Raw genomic sequence first — 22,366 nt, 5'->3', positions numbered from 1 at the left:
TATGATTTTACAATTGGAGAATTTTCATAATTCAAATGAAATATTATATGTATTGCATTCAATCCATGTGAGCAAAGGTAAATCTGTATCTAAAATTGCTCTTCAAAAACTTTTATATCTTTCCGCTGCTTTAGCGCCTGTGAAGGAAATTATACTGTCGATTATTAGGTTTCAAAGGATTCAAAGAGGGCCTTATTCCAAAGATATTCAAAATATAGTTGATCATTTGGTAGCATATGGACTAGTTGAGATTAAAGATTTTGAAATTATTAAGGATAAAAATGCGATTGCTCTGTATGAAATAGCAGAGGGCGGAATACATGCTGTAGAGAGGCTTTTGCAATATTCGGTTGAAGAGGAAAAATATTGGTGGATCAGTTGTATAAGTAAATTATCATTAATATATTCAGAACTTGATTCTGCTGAAAATGATAACGAATTTGATGGTTTGGACAAAATTGTAAGAATTGTTTACCAAGATTACACTTTTAAGGAAACAAAGGAAAACTCTCATTTTAGAGCACTTATAGATTTTAATGATACCGATAAACCAACTGCACAAACAATTAAGTTTGTTAAAGAATACATTGAGGAAAACAGGGATATGTTCTCGTTTACAAATGAAAGATTTGAAGCTGAATTGATTTTGACAGCTTTCTTTAACCATTTTTACAATAATTATTTAATAGAATATTCATAATGGGTGGGTCTGAAGATGTTCTAGCTTTTTTACATTCAAGTATAATTGCGAAGCTCTATAAAGCTTTTCCGAAAGTTTCCCCATTAGAGAGTAATCTCTTCTGGACTAAACTATTAAAATTAGTACAATCTGACGCATATATAAAAAATGTCGATCTAGGACCGGTAACATTTATTATTGATTTTAATGAAGTAGCATCTGGAGAAACGAATTATTTAGAGCCATCAAACTTAGATGAGCATTTGATTAAACGTGGGTCAAGAAATATATATATAGACATTCATGGAAACAATTTTGTCACAAATCCTTTCAATGGAGTGCAGCTCAGAAATCTTGAGGAAGTCGCAGAATCTTCTCAGGAAAACGATTTTTTATACATTTTTGTCAAGGGCACAGAACTAAAAATAACACATAAACAGATAATACTAAAAGATATTCCCGATTTTTTTAGTTTAAACAAAGTTGGGCATATTAAATCAATGCTGCCAATACATGAATATAGGAAGTTATTGGATAGACATTATAAAACTGAAATTGAGGGTGAGAGAGGGATTGAATATTGGCAGAATAAGTCAAAATATGAGTTAGTAGCTGCACCCGAAAATAAGTTTCGTAAAAAATTGGCAAATTTTTTAGAGAATAATTTGTCAGGAGGTTTTATTGATGAGGAATGTCGGAATAATAATACAAATGATCGTAATGATGTAAGGATTATAACTGTGCCTAATCATGATGTGTATATAATCGAAATAAAATGGGTTGGGAAAAGTAGCGGTAATAATTATGATGGGACAGTGGCTCACGATAAAGCAAACGAAGGCTTGGAGCAATTGAATTTATATATTGAAGCTGAGCCAAGCTGTGTTTCAGGTATATTGTTGATATATGATGCAAGAAAAAATCCTGAAGATTTTAGATGGAATAATGCGACCAATACATGGAAAGAGAATATTTCTAATCCGCCTGTAGTATTGCATTTGGATCCTACATCAAGCTCAGAAAAGGCGAAAGAAATAGTGAAAAGAGAAAAAAAATGATTGAGACAAAAGAGATTGTATACAAAGATTGTAGAGAATTATATAGTGATTTAGTGTCGTTTACTGGGAATAAATACCAGCCATTACATAGATGGTATTCTTTGGTAGAGGGTTATTCCAGTGAATTTGTAAGAAGAATTCTTGGAGAGCAGGAAAAAATGCCAGAAGTTTGTTTTGATCCTTTTATGGGTGTTGGAACAACTGCCTTAACTTGTCAGGATCTGGGGGTAAAATGTTTTGGTATTGAAAATAGTCCTTTTTTCTATGATGTTATACGCGCAAAGCTTCGGACTGATTATGATCCATATGAATTTGCTGTCTTAATTGACGAATTTGAAGCTTATCTTTTTTCGTGTGAGCACAGCCAACCACTTCCTGAAATAGAAACGAAAACACTATTTGAAACTGAAGGAAGAGAAAGATGGATTTTCAATGATCCAGTTCGCGAGGGAATCACGGATATTTTGGAAAAAATGAATAGCCTCCCAGTAAGCTTTAACAAGTATTTTAATTTATTCAAAGTAGCACTTGGAAATCATCTCGTTGGAATCAGTAATGTTTTTAGAAATGGTAAATGTTTGTCGTTTAAGAAAAACTGGCAGTATAATAATATCCAAAGAAAAGAGGTACATAAGCTATTTATAGATTTTTGTCGTAACGTAATACTTATAGACATACGAAGTAAGGCGAATATTTCGGTACGAACCCATAATTATGTAAATGTATTTAGAGGTGACAGTAGAGAGCTTGTCAACAATCTGCCAGATAATACAATAGATATAGTTATAACCTCACCTCCATATTTAAACTCTCGAGATTACACAGATATTTATAGATTAGAACTATGGATGCTAGGATACGTTAGCAAATTTGTTGAGGAGAGAAAATTAAGATCATCCGCGTTAACATCTCATGTGCAGATTGCTGTTGAGGAAAAGGATAGTCCAAATATACCTGAACTAAATGAATTTCTAGATCATCTAAGTACGGTACCAAGCTTGTGGAACAAAAATATTCCAAACATGGTCAAAGGATATTTTTGTGATATGCAGTCAATATTTGAAAATCTTCATCCTAAATTGAAACCAGGTGCTATGTTATATATTAATGTATCAAATTCAGCGTATGGCAATAAAATCTGTGAAGTTGATACAATAATAGCGAAAATTGCTGAGACAAAAGGTTATGAAGCACTTGAAATCAGGACCGCTAGATTCATCAATTCAAGTAAACAGCAGTCAATCGCGAGTAAATTACGTGAAAGTGTTATTGTGCTGAAAAAAAATGTTATTTAGGATTTGAATAGTTCGCAGTTGAAAGATAACATTTATTTTTTGCCTTTGTAAATGATTTTTAAACTTTTAACAAACAATGTTAGCCTAGTAACTGTTATGCTGAAAATAACAGACAGTATTATCCTTTAAACCAATATTCTGTCAACCTCTGTTCTCCGGATTTTAATAAAATGCCCTGTTCAATAGCCCATTTCAGGTCTCTGCTTGCAGTGGGAGCAGAAATACTACTGAAGGTCTGCATATAGTCTTTCCTGCTGAACTTATTTTGTTTTACTTTCTCTTTAAATAAGAAAATTCTGTCTTCTGTATACAATGTTTTATTTTGAGATTGTAAAAGTTCCTCTAGAGATTCGAGAATAATACCGAGCATAAATTCTATAAACGGGGTAGAATTTCCTTTTTTATCAGATTCTGATAAGGTATTATAGTATTCGGCCTGTTTTTGTTTGATGAGAGCTTCTACGGGCAGATATTCAAATACAGGATATTGCTGCATCAGAATCAAGGTCTGCCAGAGTCTGCCCATTCTTCCGTTACCGTCTGTAAAAGGATGTATAAATTCAAACTCATAGTGGAAGACACAGCTTTTAATTAAAATCAGGTCTTTGTCTTTTTTCAGATAAGAGAAGAGGTCTTTCATTAATCCTTTTACCATGGTGCCTCCCGGTGCTACATGTTCTACTTTCGAACCTTTAATGATACCCACATTAGTGGTTCTTAGCTTACCAGGATGAGCAACCAGTCCTTTCATCAGAATGGAATGCGCTTTTTCTAAGTCTTTCAGGTGATAAGGATTCAGCTTATTGATTTCTTCATACATCTGTATTGCATTCTGAACTTCAAGAATATCTTTTTGGGGAGCAATGACTCTTTTATTTTCCAGTAAAGCGGTTATCTGCTCTTCGGTAATTGTGTTCCCTTCAATTCCCAATGAAGACTGGATGGTTTTAATCCTGTTCTTTTTCCTTAATTCAGTGACAGGTTTATACAGATGTGAAGCATTGATTTCTCCTATTTTTTCAGAAATAGAAGCTACTAAAAATAAAATGGTGTCTGTAATGATATAAGGAGGTTTCATATCTTTGATAGTATCATATAATACTATCAAAGATAGAAATTTATATTAAAATCTAGGGATGTATTAAAAAAATAAACTATGTATTTAAGTCAACAGTCACAGCCTGCGTCCTCCTACACATCCACCTCCTCAATCTCCACACCGGCAAATACACAAAAACCACAGAAAGCACTCCTGCCAGTGTTCCCACCACCACAGCCATCGCCGTAGCATCCAGCTTATAATCCTTTGAGAAATTATACTGTCCTATAAAGAGCAGGGATAATACCAATGACCCCGTAATCAAACCATGTAAGATACTTAGCTTGGTCATTAATTTTTTAATATTCAGCTGTTCGTCTACGGTAAACTCTATGGCTTCCTGGCTGGCGGCATCGGTTACCCTTTTGATGATATCAATGGTAAGGACTACCGGAAGGAAAATAGCCATGGGTAGGGTAAGGCGGGCCAGGTTTTGGGTTCCTGAGAAAAAATGGGTGTAACCTAACTCTTTGAAGCTGGCATAGGCGATGATGAAATTAAAAAATACATTCGGAAGGACATAGTAAATCGTACGCTTAATGAGAAAGCGTCTGAGGGTGGTTTTCTTGATAGGTTTTGGCTTTGGAGGCTTTATTTTAAATTTCATAAAGAGGTGGTCAATAGCTCGATGGCTTTATCTTTTATCAGATGGGCTTCTTCTTTGGGAAGAAAATTTTCATTGGACATGAAGGTGAAGTCCATTTGATTGTTGTACGTACTGGTTACCAAAGTGTTTGAGTTCAGCCATGGAAAAGCCACGGTAGGACTAAAAACTGTTTCCAGGCTGAAGTTTTTGTAATCATTCGGGATATTTACCTTTCCCATATTGGATAGGGTCACATCATGGCCGCCTTCGCTGGATTTCAGCATGCTGATCATACGGTTTACAATGGGGTGCATATGTTCTCCCATCCACAGGAGTTCACGGGCTTCCATCTTGTTGATTTTCTCGATAAGATCCTTTTTGATCTGCTTGGCATTGCCCATCACATCCGTGCTGTCTTTTTTCAGCGAAAGCTCTACCGTTGGGGCGAAAGCAAACAGATGATCTTCTTTGATTTCAGGGATAAAATGACGTACATCTACCGGACTGATCACCTTTCCTTTGGCACGGTCTCCCTGAACATCGCGGAAGGCCTGCATTACAGAAGAGCAGAGCAGGGCATGCACGGAGATTCCGTTGGCTTTACATTTTTCAGTGATCAGTTTGGTATCCTCCGGAGTCATTTTCCAGTGGATGGCGTAACTTTTTCCGAGGTTTCTCTTTTTGCTTTTTCGCTGGATAGAAAAGAATATTCTGGCGAACAGCAAGTAGAGGCTAGCTTTATATTTTTTGATTCCTGCATTAAAATCTGAAGGGAGAAAATCATCTACCGATTCAAAAGCAACATAAGGAATCAGGGGTAAATAAGGATTATCCAGCAAACTCAGAAGTTCACGTAGTAAAGTCACTCCGGTGGTTCCGTCTGAAATGCAGTGCGGCATGATCCAGAGGATTTCGGAAGTATCCTGTCCTTTTACCCAGACTACTTCGGCAAGGGGTTTTTTAGGCGTTTCAAAAAGCTGGAACCATCCTTTTTCGGATTCTTTGAACCAGTCGTCGTCTGTTTTTCGTTCTACAATACGAAGGGGAATAGGTTCAATATCCTTTTGCCCTATAAAAAAAGGATAACGCCCTTTGCTGTGATCAATATGGGCTCTCAGCATAGGGTGCTTCTGCTGGATTTTCAATAAGGCGGTTTTAAAATTGTCCTCAGAAACCTGTCCGTTGATCTTTGCGGTATAAATACAGTTTAAAGGTGTTTCCGGATCTACATACATGATCCTTTCCACCATCATTAAGGGTCTTCTGATCATGATACTGCAGTTTGTTTTAGTTGTGAATGAATCGTCTGCATGACCTCATCACGGATGGCTATAGCATCAGTATACGGTAAATAACCTTCACTGCCCATGAATGAAAAATCCATTTTTCCACGGTAGGTAGAAACCACCAGGGTAGTGGTATTTCCCAACGGACCAATGACGGACGGACTGAAGATTGTTTCAACCGTAAATTCCTTGTATTCATGAGGGATCTGAATGCGTCCCAGATTGGAAAACATACAGTCGTTGGACGATTTTCCGTTCTTTAAAAGCTTGGTGAAATTTTTCAGCGCATCGTGTCCGGATTCCATCACCATCATCGTGATATAAGGATTCAGTTTTGAGGTTTTCTGTTCCACCGATTTCTGCATCGCACGGAGATTGTCTGAAAAACTCAGTTTTTCATCAGCAGAAACTACGATCATCAGCCCGAAAGCGAAAATATGATCTTCCTTGATCTGACTGGCAAAACGTCTGATATCTACCGGACAGGAAACTTTATTGAAGGATTTTTCACCTCTCACTTTTTTAAAGGCCTGTAATACCGATGCACTGAGAAATGTGTTCACCGTCACTTCCTGCGATTTGCAGTAAGCGATCAGTTCTTTGCTTACCGTTTCATCCAGTTTCCAGTGGATTAAATAATCATTCTGTCTTTCCACAGCTTTTTTACCTACCGGAATACATTTGATTGCTGTGGCAGCCAGTCTTCCGATAAATTTAGCTTTGAGTTTTTGTCTGCGGCTGTTCAGAATGTTGGCCGGAACCACATCCTGAATCCCTAAGATGGGGGTTTCTGTTCCAATATCGGCAGCAGGATGATCAAGTACCATTAGGAATTCTTTTAAAAAGGCCATTGCAGAACCACCATCGCAAAGACAATGATGGAACGCAAACAGCATGTCAGAAACGTTTTCCCCTTTGATCCAGACAAACCGGATCAGGGGTAATTTTTCATAATTAAAGGTGGTGTTCCATTCTCTCCTGGATTCTTCCTGCCACTGATCTTCACTCTGTCGGACGATGATTCTTACAGGAATGGAAACCGGATTTTCCGGAACATTGAACCATGGAATATTTTTTTCGTCATGACTGATCAGTGCTCTCAGCCATGGATGTTTCTTTTGAATCTGAGTCAGCGCCTGCTGGATATCTTTTAATGCAAAGGTACCTCTCAGTCTGAACGGAATGACCGCGTTAAAAGGTTCTGTGCCGTCCCCCAGTAACATGCGTTCACCAAATAGCAATCTTCTTTTCATATGCAGCTGTTTATTGGTTTATACAGAAGCTAATGTTGAATGTTCCTGTACAAAATTTTCTAACAGTTCTACGGCTTTGTCATTTCCTCCGGCAAGGGTAAATGTATTGCGGACTTCCTGAGCGGCGGTTCTGTATTTTGGATTTTCCAACAATTCAAAAACCGTTTCACGAAGAGCGTCTACACGAAGCCTTTTGTATCGGATGCTGATTCCGCAGCCTGCCTGTTCAATCAGTTTGGCAATATGGAAATGATCATACGCAATAGGAGTAATCAACATCGGTAATCCGTTACGGAAGGTATCGTTTACAGTATTGAAACCTCCGTGGCAGATCACCATATCCATTTGCTGCATCACAGCAGACTGAGGAACAAAGCTGTTTACAATGAAATTGTCCGGCCATTCTTCAAAAATTTCCGGTGGAGTAGCGGCAATCACGGTTACCGGCTGATCTTTAAATGCAGCGATGATCTTTTCAAAAAAGGCTTTTCTGATGTCTACCAGCAATGTTCCCAATGATACAAAGATCTTAGGAGTGGTAGACGCATTTAATTTATCCCAGTCAAATGGAGCATCGTTAGGACGTCCTTTTACCGGACCTACAAATTTCATGTGAGACGGAACAGTTTCAAAACCAGCGAAGGCCTGTGAAGTAAACACCATATTCAGCTTGTGAGAATGGATATAAATACCTTCTTCATGAATTCCTACTTCTTTTTGTAAGTCTTTGATCAGGTTTTGCTGCCATTCCCAGATTTTTGGGGCACTTTTTTCGGTATCTCCCATTACGTCCGGTGGAACGGGAGTGGTCGTTACACAAGGAATATTATGTTTATGAGCGAAAAGAGCTCCCCCGAAAGTGATACAGTCGTTCACAATAACATCCGGCATCCAGCTTTCTGTGAGCCTGGTTAATCCCGGCATCATCATTTTCGCGAATGGAACATAGGTTTCCTCCAGTGCCAGTTTCATCACTTCAGGTCCGGAGCATGCGGGTCCGTCATCCTGTCTTTTTAAAATACGGGCAATTTCCTCCTGATACGGGATAAGTTCTTCTTCAGGATAGAAATACGAACCTCCTTCAGGAATATGTTTACTGTCTAAAGGGGTAATTCCGAACCATTTTACTTCGTGTCCGCGGGCAATCAGACTTGCTCCAACACTTAAAGTAGGGCTTACATGTCCGAAAAACGGAGGAACAACGAATAAAAATTTAGATGGTTTTTCAGGTTTTGAAGCCTTTGACAGAGCCTGTTCCAATAGGGTAGCTGCCGTAACTGAGCCTCCTGCTTCCACAAAAGACTGACCTACTTTCTGGGCGGCTTCACGGTAGCTTGGATTATTTAAAATCTGTTGCACAGCTTCTTTCAGATGATTGGCTTTAAATCGGTTAAAATTAAGACGCTCACCCGCTTCTGTACGCACCACACGCCCCGCAACGTGTGACTGGTCATAGGCAATCGGAATTACCACCAAAGGAATACCATTGGATAAGGTTTCAGATACGGTATTATGACCGCCGTGGCAAACCACGCCATCCAGATGAGGTAACAGATCCAGCTGAGGAACCTGCTGATACACCATAAAGTTGTCCGGCCACTGCTCGAAAAGCTGTGGATCAGAAATGACTACTACAGTCAAATCTTCATCCTTAAAGGCATCAACGACCTTCTGGAAAAATGCTTTTTTATGATCATGATCGAAGGTAGTTCCGATACTTACTAAAATCTTTTTGTTGTCTTTGCTTTTTAATTTTTCCCAGTCGAATTCACATGAAACACGTCTTTCAGTAAGAACCGGACCTGTGAACTGGTATTGAGAAGGCAGATCTTCCATTTCGCCAAAGAAATAACTGGAAGTCAGAACAAGTGTCAGCAAATCTGAAGTCGCCAGAGAACGTTCTTCATGGAAACCAAGCTCTTTTTGTAAGCCTATGATTTGATTCACTTCCCATTCGTGTACTTTTGGAAGCTCATTCATGATTTTGATGGCTGCCGGAGCGGTAACGGAAGTGGCATAAGGAATTCCAAGAGCCTTCGCTGCAACCGGGGCTGCAAATAACTGATGATCCCCGATAACCAAATCAGGCTGATATGTTTTCAGTAAAGCAATAACTCCATTATAGCAATGTCTGTTCAGCGGGATAAGCACCTCTTCGTAAAGGAACTTCACGCTGTCTATACCGTACACTACTTTTTTTGAAATAATATCGAGATATTGTTCACTTTCTTTTTTTTCTTCGTCGGTCTGATCGTACTGGATCAGTAATAATTTTCCTCCTTCCGGAAGTTTAGCCTCTAAAGTAGGGTCAAGGCTGATCCAGGCTACTTCATGTCCTCTTTCCAGCAGGGTAGCACCGATGCTTAAGGTAGGGTTGACATGTCCTGTCAGTGGTGGAACTATAAATGCAAATTTAGCCATGGTTTTGTGTTAAAATTTTAGATAAAAATTGAGCAATCGTTTCAGCGATACGCTGAGGTTCCTGAATCGGAATATTGTGATCACCCGGAATTAATTCAAGTTCAGACTGGCTGATTTGGGACTGCAGCCACTCACCGGTAGGTCTGCAGTTGGAATCAGCGCCATAAAGCAATAGAGTGGGAGCCGTCAATCTATTGAAATGGGCTTTACCAAGGAAATGTTTTTCCCTGATCATATCTGCTTTAATGCTGGTCTGGTTAAACAGAAATTCATACATACGATGGTTCTTTTCCATTTGTCTTTTGCCCATCTGCACTTTGGTGGTATCTGTAAAGTTGGCGACGTAGTGCTCAAGAAACTCTTTGCTGTATTCATCAATGATGTTACGCGCTTTTTCGTCCTGAGGATCCGGAGCTTCCATCACTACGAGCTGATTCACGCGGTCAGGATATTCTAATGCTGTTTTTAATGCAATAAGACCTCCGAAGCTATAGCCGACAAGGTGTACTTTTTCCAGTTGAAGGTGATCTATTAAACCCATCAGATCGGATGACATGTTGTCAAGGTCGTAGCCATCCAAAAAGCGTTCACTCATACCGTGGCTTTTCAGATCGTACATCACCACATGGAAATGCTTGGCCAGCACAGGGGCAATATTAAAATAATAAATGGACAGGTTGCTGAACATACCGTGGATGAGTACCACGGTTTGTTCGGCTCCTTTGTTGAGTTCCTGTATATGAACTTGTCTGTTATTGACCGTGATTATTGGCATTCGTAGATATAATTGATGATCATACTAAGGTCAAGATTAATAAGCTGGTCAAGATCCATAGAAGATAACCAACCTGTAAAGTCGATCTGATCGCCAAAATGGGCTTTGATCTTTTCTGAGAAAGAAACAATCTCGATGCTGTCCATTTCAAGATCTTTGGTGAATGAACTTTCAGGAGTAATATCCATCTCTTCTACAAATTCAGCACCTATCACTTCAGTAATAAAACCTTTTAATAAAGTAAAAAGTTCTTCGTGGTTCATTTTTAATGTTGCGTTTACAGTGTCCATCCGATAATATAATTTTTATGTTTAATAGTTTTGATTTCAATATTGTTGATCCACAGGTGATCGTCTTTTATTAATTCGACTTCGAAGGCTTTAGGATTTCCTTTCAGTCCTGTTCCCAGGAATTTTCCGTAAGCTTCCTTGGCTACCCAGAAGCGGGTGGTCCATTCTGCCTGATCTCTGTCTTTTAATAAGGCTAATTCTTTGTCGGTAAATACCATGTCATAGAATCCTGAACTGCGTTCTTCCATCAGTTCCATATCGATTCCTACAGATTTTCCATATCTCGCAATTCCCACGGCTTCTTTTCCTTTATGGGCTAAAGAAATATGGATATCTTCTGTAAAATCACTGATGAGGTATGGTTTGCCCACTTCATCGGAACGGATCTCAAAAGTGATCGGGAAGCAGGCATGATTTTTTTCCTGACGCAGAAGGTTTCTTACAGCATCTTTCACCGCCACACGGCTTACCATCCAGTTTTTCTTTTTGTTGGGTAATAACTGCTGGTGATGCTGTTTTTCTGTCTGGTTGAAATATCTTTTCAGGATAAAATCCCAAGAAGCGACTCTTGTATAGGCTTGGTGGAAAAAGAAAACTTCTGGAGCAATCTCCTCCGAAAGACGGTTGTGCAGCGGTGACATGGAAACATTCCATAAAGCGGCATCAATTTCCAGCCTTCTGTTCTGCCAGCCGGTAATGGCACACCATACTTTTCCGTCTCTTTTCAGGATGATATCGGCGATGGCAAATTCATCATTAAGCTCGGTCAGCATGCAGGTACATTCAAAAATACCTTCCTGATCATGCATATCGCCGAAGAATTCAATATCTCTGATTTTCACAGGAAAGGCAATACGGTCTTTCACCAAAGTAAGCTGAAGCCAAAGCCCGAATAACTGTCCTGCATTATCAAGCAAAGAACCTTTACCACCGTTTCCTTTTATTTTTCCGATAATTCCTTTGTCTCCAACGGCTGAAACTTCGGTAATTCCCTGATATTTATCTCCATGGAACATGTGCATGTCATAGATTTCTTCAGGTGTTCTTTCAATAGGTAAAAGATTACCAATGGAAAGATTGAAATCAGGGGTTGGAACATAACCCGATTTTAAGACTACTTCTGCATTGGCAAAGTTTTCAATATCGAGATAAGCGTGATTCGGTGAGCGCCATTCTCCTTTTACGGTTTTTTCGAAAGGTTTGGCGACGTTCATCCATTGGAATACACTTACGTTCATGATTTTATGAACTTGTGTTCCCGGAATTTCCGCTTCTGCAATTTCGGCAAGTTGTTCAAAGATCATCGTCATCGGAATAACCGGTTCCATATCTGCCACGTGAGCCCATCCTTTCGGCTGTCTCAATAAGCTGTGGTCGATCAGGTAAGGATGGCTTTCCAGCGTTACATACAAGTCTTTTGTAAAGGTTGTACTTCTTACGGGTTGTGGAACTGCCGGAACTACAGGAGTTGGCCTGTGGATTGGGATTTCCGGACGGTTCTGGAATAAAGTCAGTACTTCTTCCTGCATACGGATCATATCAGCAACGTTATCCTGAAATGCCTGTACCAGCGGATGACCGCTTTTTGTGGCAATAGTCGAAGCTGTTGCTGTATATTGTTTTGGCGTGTCAAAGGACTGAGCCAAAGCTTTTACTTCTTTAAAATTACGGATAATAGGCGACCCTAATTCCAGCTTAATGCCTTTTCCTGAAGGTTTTTTCGAATGATTCTGAATCTCCAGAAAATCAAGAGCAATTGTTTTTCCTTCCACAAACAACGAAGCTACAACACGTTGTAACTGCGCCAATGCAGAACGGGTAGGAACGCTGGATGCAATCGTACTAAATGCTTTTCCTTTCAACGTATCATCAATAAATCCGATCAGTCCTCCTGTACCGACCTGAATGAAAACTCTTGCACCTTCTTCGTATAATTTATCGGTCAGTTCACGGAAACGAACGGGTTCTACCAAATGCTCAGCACTCAGTTTTCTGATCGCTGCCTGATCTGCAGGATAAGGTTCTAAGGTGGTAGCAGACCACAATGGGATTTTCGTCTGCTGAAACTGTGCTTTTTCCATTCCCGCAAGGATTACATCCAGTTTATCAGCGATAAAAGGAGAGTGGAATCCTGACTGGAACGGCAGTACCTGATGGAAAATCTGTTTTGCTTTTAACAAAGGCACCAATTCATCCAAAGCTGCATTGCTTCCGCAAAGAATCACCTGATTAGGGCAGTTGTCATTGGAAACATAGAGGTTTGAAATTTCAGCAATAAAAGGTTTTATCACCTCAATTCCGGCTCCTATGGCGATGAATTTGGAATCTTTTAATTCAAATGTTTCAGGATTCAGCACATCAATTAATGCCTTTACAGAGTTGGCTTCTGCTAATTCTGAAGAGTAACCTGCCAGCCATTCTCCTAAACTGTGCCCGGCATTCATATCTGGGATAATTCCCAGTTTTTTTAGTGAATTATCAAGAATACTGCAGTTGTTGAAGATGTTCAACGCATCGGTTAAAAGACCTTCACCTTCTGTTTCAATAGGTGCTGCCAGCCCGAAATAACGGCTAACGGTATCTACTTCACCTTTTGCCAGACCATCCAGTCCAGGAAATACAAAGGCTACTTTACCGCCATCTTTTAATAATGGGGAAGAGGTGTACCAGATATCCTGTTTGTTTTTCCAGATGATATTTTTGGAAACAATTTTAATGGCTTTTTCTAATCTTGCAGGCGTAGGATCAAATAGGGCAACCCTGAAATCACCTTCACCAATCGCTGTTTCATTATTTTGTAATGCTGAAAGCAGTTCTTCATGGGTAGGTCTTGCCAAGATCAATACCTGATCTTTTTTCGGCATATCATAGCCTTCCAAAACAACGTGAGCATTGATTCCTCCGAATCCGAAAGCATTGACTGCAGCTACTTTTGGCAGTCCAGTTTTTGACCAGTTTTTGGCTTCCTGTACAGGCTCAAACCTTGTATTTTTCATATCCGAAGTCGGATTTTCGCAATATAAGGTGGGCGGTAAAGTATCGTGATGTAATGCTAAACAGGTTTTAATTAATCCAGCAATTCCGGCTGCCGGCATAGCATGTCCGATATTGGACTTTACCGATCCGATACCCGCAGCTGGAGCCGCTTCTTCTTTTCCGAAGAATTGGGCTAAGGTCTGAAGCTCTGTTTTATCTCCAAGTGGAGTTCCTGTGCCATGAGCTTCAAGATATCCCACTTTATTTTTATCTAAATCAGCATTGATCCATGCCTGTTCTAATGCTTTCAACTGACCTTTTACGGATGGGCTCATCACGCTGGTACCATTACCATCGCTGCTTACGCCCACGCCTTTGATCACAGCATAGATTTTGTCCTGATCCCGAACAGCATCTTCCAGTCTTTTTAAGACTACAAAACCGCAGCCTTCCCCAATCAATAGACCGTCAGCATCCATACTGAACGGCTTGATCTGCTGCTGGCGGGACATCGCGCCCAGTTGGGCAAAAATACTCCAGAATGCAGCGTTCTGTCCTGTGTGCACACCTCCTGCGATCATGATATCGGAACGACCTCTCTGAAGTTCCTGTACAGCATGGTCTACAGCAATTAAAGCAGAAGCACAAGCGGCATCTACAGTAAATGCAGCGCCTCCTAGATTGAAGCGGTTCGCTACAAGAGAGGCAACAAGATTGGGAATTAATCCCATCGCAGTATCTGCTGCAAAACGGCCTTTACGCTCTTGGAAAGCATGTTTTACTTTTTCAATATCTGCAGGAGAAACCTGAGGCAGCAATTCCTGTAATAATGAGGAGATCTGTTCTCCGGTTCTTACAATTTCAATCGCACGGGTAGCACCAGGACCTGTGTAATTTCCTTTACCGATAATGATTCCTGCTTTTTCAAGAGAAATATTCTTTTGAAATACGCCTGCATCTTCCAGTGCTTTCTGTACCAGATCAAGGGTAAGCAAATGGTCAGGTTCCGTTCCTTCAACAGCCAATGGCAGGATACCAAATGCGGTAGGATCGAATGTATAATCAGGAATAAATCCTCCACGCTGACAGTAAAAACGGTCAACGGGACTAGTGGCATCACTGAAATGAACCGGATCTATCCGATCCGCCGGAGCGAGTTCGGTAGAATCAACTTTATTGACAATATTCTGCCAGAATGTGTTGGCATCCTGTGCCCCGGGAAAGACACAGGATAGACCAATTACAGCAACATCTGTTTTTTTCATATTGAGTTTATGCAGTGTTTTACCAATTATTTCCTGACATGATCAGCACCTGGCTTTCAGTTCCGTATTTAATCTCGTTAAGGAAGATTTCTTTTCCTTCATCCAATGGGATCATGGAAATACCTCTTCGTTCGTACTCAGATTCAAGGGTGGAAGAAACCATTCCGGCACCTTTCCATGGTCCCCAGTTGATAGAGATTACTTTTCCTTTTAACCTTTTGTTTAAAGCATTCGCATAATCATCCAGTACACTGTTGGCCGCAGCATAATCTGTCTGCCCTTTGTTACCGTATACGGAAGCAATACTTGAGAACAGTACTACAAACTGGCAGTCTGAGCGAAGCTGTTCTGCCAGTACACGAAGTGGTTTTACTTTGGTATCAAATACACGTCCGAAAGAGCTTGTGGTCTTTTGTTTGAATAATTTATCTTCTAAAAGACCTGCTCCATGAATCACTCCATCCAGACGGTTGTATTTCTCATAAATACTGCTGATCAGATTACTCAAACCTTCTTCGTCACAAAGATCCAGTGATTGGTAAATGATGGTATTTCCAAGCGCTTCCATATCACGGATGGTGCGCAGGATCTGATTGTTTTTGAAAATCTTCGTCGTTTCTTTTTCTATTTCTGCAGGAGATGTGAATTGTCCGGATTTGATAAGGAAACCTCTGATTTCTTCTTTGGTTTTCATGGTTTCAAATTCCTTGGCAGAAACCTCATTTCTTGGATCAGCTGATCTTCCTACCAGAATATAGGTACAAGGATAAGCCTGAGACATATGTTTTACCAATTCAGCAGTGATTCCCTGTGCGCCTCCAAGTACCAATACCACAGATTTTTGATCTAACTGGATATGAGCTTCATGTAAGCTTGTAGATAATGGAGAAGGAATGATGTCTACTTTATGTCTCTGATCATTTTTATAAATAACTTCAGCAGATTTATCGTTGGTAAGAATTTCTTTCAACGTAATTTCAGCAATCTGATTCACTACCTGAGGCGTACTCAGGCTGATTAATCTGCAGGTTGTATTATCAAATTCTCTTGCCAGACTTTTAAAAAGTCCCGGATATCCCTGATGATGGCGTAATATGCTTGCATCTGTAATTTCCTGCAGGTGGGCTGGAATATCTGAAATAAGATATACCCATTTCGCTTTATCAAAATCCAGCTTCTTGATCAGATCTACGTGATCGATGATGCTTGGTTTGTCAGCTGCTGAAAATAGGTCTAACATAATTAATCCGTCAATATTGGAAAGATCTTTGTCTGTATCTACCAATTCTACGAAGGCTCCATGTTTTTCCAAAGCTTCTTTAATTGCTGAGGTTTGTTGGCTGTCATCTTGCGTAATGGCAAAACGTTTACCCTGCAATACTTCTGTATTTTGTACTAAAAAAGCATCGGTAGGAGTAATGTCAAAACGAAGACGTGAAAGTACATTTTGAGTTGCCTCTGTAGTATTTTCTTCTTTCACTTCCGGCGCTGCTTCATTAGTTTCACTATTCATTTCGCTGATCCAGCTTGCCAGACCGCGAAGGGTTTTAATGGCAGCCAGTTTTTCCATGACATCATCTGCCTGTTCAAGATTTTGACCAAAACCGATCTTGGTTTTAAGATCGCCGATGATTTCCATACGTTTGATGGAGTCTATACTCAAATCAGCTTCCAGATCAAGGTCAAGACCTAACATTTCTTTTGGGTAACCTGTTTTTTCACTTACGATATTCAAAATGGCATTTTGAAGGTCTTCAAGAGAGAATGCCGGCTGAGCTTGTGATTTTGAAACTGTTGGTTCAGTTGCTGTTCCGTTTTTTTCAGGTGCAGCAGTAGTTTCAGCTCCTGAGAATTCAGTAAGCCATGAAACTAATCCGCTTAAAGTTTTTATTCCTGCTAACTGTTCCATAACGGTGTCTTCACTGGTGTTTCCGTTACCCAGACTTCCCAGTTCGTTACGAAGTGTTCCGATGATTTCAACTCTTTTAATCGAATCAATACTTAAATCTGCTTCAAGATCCATTTCCATACCCAGCATTTCCTGAGGATATCCTGTTTTGTCGCTTACCACCTGTAGTAATAGAGACTTAATATCTCTTGACGGAACTTGTTTTACAGCAGCTACGGCTACTGGTTTTTCCTGATGAACAGGCTGAACCGGAATGGTAGAGATGGGCTGGTGTGCAGCAACTGGTGCCGGCGAATGGTATACAGGGGCAGGGAATGCCTGAGGATTCTGTCCCATAAAGGAAAGCATCACATCACGCTGTGCCTGTATCATTAATTTCATGCTGTTCAAATATTCCTGCAACATGCGTTCAGCAGTAGACTGAGCTTCAGTTGCGGGTGCCTGTGGGTTATGAGTAAAGTTGTTCATGGGAATAGGGTTTATAAGTGGTAATGCACCGTTGGCTGGCAGATTACCGGTAGTTGGGTGGGCTGTTTGTCCGTTAACACGCCAGATAGCAGGGCTTTTCTTATAAAGCTCAGGTTGGTTAAGGTCAATAATGTTGACACTTCTACCATCAAAAAGCTTGTTGATCGTAAAGCTTCGGCCTGTTCCTAAATATTGAGCCAGCATGCAAAGCAGGTGACTGAATTTATTGCGGCTGTTGTCTTCAACATATAAGGTCAGCTGATCTTTTTCCAGACATGATTTGGTCAGTCCGGTAAGTACTTTTCCTGGTCCTACTTCGATGAAGATTCTTGCGCCATCATTGTACATAGCCTGAAGCTGTTCTACAAATCTTACAGGCTGTACCAGATGATCCGTAAGTCTTGCTTTTATTTCTGATGGGTTCGATGGATATACTTCTGCTGTCGTATTGGACCAGACAGGGATCTGCATTTCCTGGAAAGGAACGTCTTTTAAAACTTCAGCATATAAATTCTTGGATTTTGCCAATAACGGGCTGTGGAATGCACAGGCAACTTCCAGTTTTTTAGCAGAAATGCCTTCCTGTTTAAGCGCTTCCAGTAATGTATTGATCGCTTCTGTACTTCCAGCGATCACACATTGAGTGAGAGCGTTGAAGTTGACAGGGTAACATCCTTCAACTTTTGCAATAATAGGCTGTAAACGTTCCGGAGCAGCACTTGCCGCCAGCATTGAACCGGGATCTCCGCCTTCCACTGAATCTAAGATAGATTGAGCTCTCTTAACACTTAAGTCAACCAGTTTATCTTCTCCAAAGACTCCTGCAAAGCATAAAGCCGGTATTTCACCGTAGCTGTGACCTGCCAGCATATCCGGAATAATACCTAATGATTCTAGGAATTTTGCCAATGCAAGGTCTACAATTCCTAAAAGAGGTTGTGCTAAACGGGTATCTTTAATGGTTTCTTTCTGTTGTTTTAAATCAGCTTCATTAAAGGTTTTTGATGGGAAAACTACTTTTTCAAGTTCAGGATACTCATCAATAATTTTACGCATAGCCGGGAAAACCACAAATAAGTCACGTGCCATATTGATTCTCTGGCTGCCTTGTCCCGGGAATGTGAACGCCACTTTTCCTTCTTTTTTATTAACCGTAAAAGTGTCTTTTGTCTCAATTCCTAACAATACCAGTTCCAGCTTCATCATCAGATCTTCAACGGTGTCTGCTACAATACTGAACTGGATGGGCTTTTCTGAGCTGATGCTTAAACTGTAAGCGATATCTTTTAATGGAATACCATCGTTAATTTCTAATAAAGCCTTAACCTTGCTTGATTCTCCTTTGGCTTCTTCATAGGTGTTTCCACGGAATACAAACAATTCTGAAGGCCACGACTGCATTGCGATTGAATTATCCTGCTTTGGATGGTTAGCAATAACGGTATGGAAATTAGTCCCTCCAAATCCGAAAGCACTGATTCCTGCATAGCGGTTTTTCTCACCCCATAACCCGCTTTCTGCATGGAATGCAAATGGACTTGTTTCTGCATTATAATAAGCATTAGGCTGCTGAAGGTGAAGGGTAGGTGGTTTTACCCCGTGATATACGGCAAGCGAAGCTTTGATTAATCCAGCTAATCCTGCCGCACATTTAGTATGCCCGATCTGTGTTTTCACAGAACCTAAATGCGTCTGCCCCGGTAATGCTCCTGAACGGCTGAATAAGTTTGTCAGTGCACTTAATTCGGTTTTGTCACCTACTACTGTTCCTGTACCGTGAGCTTCTACAAGACCAACGGAAGCAGGACTGATCCCAGCCTGGGAATACGCACGCTCTAAGGCTCTTACCTGACCTATTTTTCTAGGAGCCGTTAATCCTAACGCTTTACCGTCACTGGATCCCCCAACTCCTTTGATCACCGAATAAATACGGTCACCATCACGCACAGCATCTTCGTATCTTTTTAAAACAAGGATAGCAATACCTTCTCCAAGGGCGATACCGTCTGCATCACTGTCGAATGTAGCACATCTTCCTTTTCTGGACAGGGCATGCGTGCTGGAGAACATCAGGTAATCATTGATTCCGTTGTGTAAATCTGCACCTCCTGCAAGAACCATATCGGATTTTCCTAAAACAAGTTCCTGGCAGGCAAGATCAATAGCGGCTAATGACGAAGCACAAGCTGCATCTACGGTAAAGTTTCTGCCGCCAAGATCCAGTCGGTTCGTAATCCTACCTGCGATAACATTGGCAAGAATACCCGGAAATGAGTCTTCTGTAGTATGTGGGAAAGCTTCTTTTACTTCTTCGTGAAGTTCTCCGAAAACCTGCTTATAATATCCTCTGAAACTATAGCTGTTGGCAAGGTCATTACCTCCTTCAGCCCCTATAATGACAGAAATGTTTTCTCTGTTGAGGTGTTTTTCGCCATATCCTGCATCTTCCATAGCACGCTTAGCGACCAATAAAGTCAATAGCTGCGTAGGTTCAATAGCGGCGAGAGATTGTGGCGGAATCCCAAATGCCAATGGATCGAAATCGATTTTTGGAATAAATCCTCCCCATTTGGAATGAGATACATCCGATTCGTTGGAATCTGGTTTGTAATAAAGATCTTTATTCCATCTCTCATCAGGCACTTCGGTAACACTGTCTTTTCCTAAAATAATATTTCTCCAGTATTCATCCAGGTTTTTAGCGCCCGGGAAGATACATTCCATTCCTACGATAGCGATGTCCAGAGGTTTTTCTGTAGAAACAGGTTCTTCAGGTAATGCAGCGTTCTGAATGTGTTCGTAATTGTCTACAACACTTTGATGTAAGGCAGCTAATGAGATGACACGATTGTGCATCGGAGCTACCTGTCCTATCATGTACATTCCTAAGTCTAGTTGGTCATCTTTAGGAATATTAACCAGTTTATCACCCCGACGCTCTATACCTTTAGCTGCGATTCGTAAACGGCCTACATTTAATTTTTCAAGTTGTTCCCACACCTGTTTTTTGTCCATTCCGGCAGCAAGAAGTTTTGCTTTCTCTGTATTGAAATGATGGGCAAATGCAGTATTTAAACAACGGGTCTCATGTCCCGGAGCTGTTTCCAGTAAAACGGTATCTTTCGCCTGCATAGCCTGCGCCTGGAATTCCTCCTGAATAGCCCCGGTTTCTACAGCTTCATGCGTATACAGATAGGCTGTACCCATCAATACACCAATTTTGACTCCTCTCGCAGCCAATGGTGCAGCCATGATAGATACAAACGCGGTTGAAAAAGCGTTATGAATTCCTCCTGCAAAAAAGACACTGATGTTTTCAGGGTGGTCTTCTTTTAAAATACGTTCAATCTGTTTTTCCCAAAGAACTGTACTTGAAAGAGGGCCTACGTGACCTCCGCACTCGCGTCCTTCAAAAATGAAGTTTTTAGCCCCTTCTTTCAGGAAAATACCCAGAAGGGCAGGGGAAGGGACATGTAAGAAGGATTTTATTCCGGCTTTTTCGAATACTTTGGCCTGAGCGGGCCTTCCTCCGGCAATCAAAACTACCGGAGGTTTGGCTTCTAATATATAAGAGGTCTGTTCTTCTCTTAATTCCTGTGGAGCAAATCCAAGAATACCTACACCCCATGTTTTTTCACCAGCCAGTTTTTTGGTATCCATCACCAAAGATTTTGCAGACTCTCCTTTCAATAAGGATAAAGCAACAAAGGGTAGAGCTCCGGCGTCTGCTACTGCATTGGCAAATGAGGGAACATCACTCACACGGGTCATCGGACCTTGGGCGATAGGATAGCTCAACCCTAATTCCTGTGCTAAAGAATTGTTTTTATCAATTACTTTCAGCGCTTTTGCCTGCTTCAGATGGCCGTGCATAGCTTCTTTGAAACCGAAAATAAGCTTTTTCAGTGTTCTGAAGTCTTCATACAGGTCTGTAGCTAATGAAATGTCTTGTCCCATAGGGATATAGCATGTGCTAAGGTCAAGGCCGGTAAAATATTGTATCAGATCTTCGGCGGCTGCATTTTCAGGTAAAGCCGGTGAATTGGGCCTTACCAATACACGATGGTTTGCAATCACCTTAGTTTCTGTACCATTCAGTTTTGAGCATACTTCTTTCAGATCTTTAGGAACCGAACTTTCCGGAAACAAGGCCAATTGGCTGTCCAGTACAATTCCTGCTGCTCCCAAAGCTTTTGCTGCTGCAGCGGTATGGAGACCTATTCCTCCCTGTACCCACACCGGAATGCTTTGGATTTCTTTGATCACACGCTGGAATAATACAAACGTGGATTCATAGCCTACTAATCCGCCTGCTTCATTTCCTTTGATAATGATTCCTTCTGCTCCCGACTGTTCAGCCTGTCTGGCTTCTTCCAAACTGCTTACCTGATAAATAGCAGGCAGGCTGGATGGCTTAGACATTCCGAAAGGAAGGATTGCAAATCTTACTTTTTCAGAAATTTGAAGAGAGGCGAAGTTGTCTTTAGAAAAATAAATACCATACGATGGTACGTCTATCTGGTCAAGTTGATGTAACGCTTCCTGTGCAGCCGTTATTTCATTTCCTAAACTTAAAACGGGAAATGCACCCGCCTGGTGTAGTCTAGGTATAAGGTTAACGTCTGGTTTTTCAAAAGGCGTCAGTCCAATAATGGTTAAGTTTTTCATGGCGTGATAATTATTGAATGATAGCAAGAGTTTCATAACAGAATGCAGGGCCTTTCGGTAATAAGGCGGATGCTTTTGCTACGATATAATAAAATTGGTTTTTGTTAAATCGTTAACAATACGTATTGTTTGGTGAAAATTATTTAATGATCTGCCGTTTGAATACAGATTGCGTGTTTTAGAGTTGATGTCCGGCTTTTCAAAGGGCATTCGCCTGATTTTGGTCAAGTTTTTCATAGCATTTACGGTATAGAAATAGTTAATGATATCTTATAGAAAAACGCGAATACTATTAAGTATACATGGCGATTTACTATTATGAGGAATCAAAAATAATA

The 22,366-nt window shown here is 40.6% G+C and carries 12 protein-coding genes; 3 read left to right on the top strand and 9 right to left on the bottom strand.

The window, feature by feature from the left end; all coding sequences use genetic code 11:
* Position 1 precedes the first annotated feature (1 nt).
* From ACP3T3_RS07900 to ACP3T3_RS07890, 3 genes are read left to right on the top strand one after another with little or no spacing between them, the layout of a single operon-like run.
* Positions 2–700, top strand: coding sequence for a hypothetical protein (locus ACP3T3_RS07900; protein WP_426479362.1), 699 nt, complete (start codon positions 2–4; stop codon positions 698–700).
* The gene (locus tag ACP3T3_RS07895; protein ID WP_426479361.1) at positions 700–1,737 is read left to right on the top strand and encodes a hypothetical protein; all 1,038 of its coding nucleotides are present in this window, start codon (positions 700–702) and stop codon (positions 1,735–1,737) included. The genes ACP3T3_RS07900 and ACP3T3_RS07895 overlap by 1 nt, the downstream gene beginning before the upstream one ends.
* The gene (locus ACP3T3_RS07890) at positions 1,734–3,032 is read left to right on the top strand and encodes a DNA methyltransferase (protein WP_426479360.1); all 1,299 of its coding nucleotides are present in this window, start codon (positions 1,734–1,736) and stop codon (positions 3,030–3,032) included. The genes ACP3T3_RS07895 and ACP3T3_RS07890 overlap by 4 nt, the downstream gene beginning before the upstream one ends.
* 118 nt (positions 3,033–3,150) lie before the next feature.
* Here the strand turns inward: ACP3T3_RS07890 and ACP3T3_RS07885 are convergent, their stop codons facing one another.
* The 9 genes from ACP3T3_RS07885 to ACP3T3_RS07845 form a co-directional block, all read right to left on the bottom strand.
* Positions 3,151–4,110: a Fic family protein gene (locus ACP3T3_RS07885; protein ID WP_426479952.1), complete on the bottom strand. Its 960-nt coding sequence runs from the start codon at positions 4,108–4,110 to the stop codon at positions 3,151–3,153.
* Positions 4,111–4,186: 76 nt separating this feature from the next.
* Complete coding sequence (locus ACP3T3_RS07880; protein ID WP_426479359.1) at positions 4,187–4,738, bottom strand: hypothetical protein; 552 nt, start codon at positions 4,736–4,738, stop codon at positions 4,187–4,189.
* Positions 4,735–5,988, bottom strand: a complete 1,254-nt coding sequence (locus ACP3T3_RS07875; protein WP_426479358.1) for a phthiocerol/phthiodiolone dimycocerosyl transferase family protein — start codon at positions 5,986–5,988, stop codon at positions 4,735–4,737. Before ACP3T3_RS07875 ends, ACP3T3_RS07880 begins: the two co-directional genes overlap by 4 nt.
* The gene (locus ACP3T3_RS07870) at positions 5,985–7,256 is read right to left on the bottom strand and encodes a condensation domain-containing protein (RefSeq protein ID WP_426479357.1); all 1,272 of its coding nucleotides are present in this window, start codon (positions 7,254–7,256) and stop codon (positions 5,985–5,987) included. Before ACP3T3_RS07870 ends, ACP3T3_RS07875 begins: the two co-directional genes overlap by 4 nt.
* A gap of 18 nt (positions 7,257–7,274) precedes the next feature.
* A complete protein-coding gene (locus tag ACP3T3_RS07865) occupies positions 7,275–9,677 on the bottom strand; it encodes a glycosyltransferase (protein ID WP_426479356.1) in 2,403 nt (800 codons plus the stop codon).
* Entirely contained in the window at positions 9,670–10,452 is a 783-nt protein-coding gene (locus ACP3T3_RS07860) for an alpha/beta fold hydrolase (protein ID WP_426479355.1), read from the bottom strand. The genes ACP3T3_RS07865 and ACP3T3_RS07860 overlap by 8 nt, the downstream gene beginning before the upstream one ends.
* Positions 10,443–10,742, bottom strand: coding sequence for an acyl carrier protein (locus tag ACP3T3_RS07855; RefSeq protein WP_002977699.1), 300 nt, complete (start codon positions 10,740–10,742; stop codon positions 10,443–10,445). The genes ACP3T3_RS07860 and ACP3T3_RS07855 overlap by 10 nt, the downstream gene beginning before the upstream one ends.
* Positions 10,730–14,983: a beta-ketoacyl synthase N-terminal-like domain-containing protein gene (locus ACP3T3_RS07850; RefSeq protein WP_426479354.1), complete on the bottom strand. Its 4,254-nt coding sequence runs from the start codon at positions 14,981–14,983 to the stop codon at positions 10,730–10,732. The genes ACP3T3_RS07855 and ACP3T3_RS07850 overlap by 13 nt, the downstream gene beginning before the upstream one ends.
* Before the next feature lie 19 nt (positions 14,984–15,002).
* Positions 15,003–22,028, bottom strand: a complete 7,026-nt coding sequence (locus ACP3T3_RS07845; protein ID WP_426479353.1) for an SDR family NAD(P)-dependent oxidoreductase — start codon at positions 22,026–22,028, stop codon at positions 15,003–15,005.
* Positions 22,029–22,366: the final 338 nt, after the last annotated feature.

Source organism: Chryseobacterium sp. CBSDS_008 (genome assembly GCF_049959325.1).
In the GTDB taxonomy this organism is placed as follows: Bacteria; Bacteroidota; Bacteroidia; order Flavobacteriales; family Weeksellaceae; genus Chryseobacterium.
Note: the sequence above shows the minus strand (reverse complement) of the source record. Positions and strands in the feature narration are given on the sequence as shown.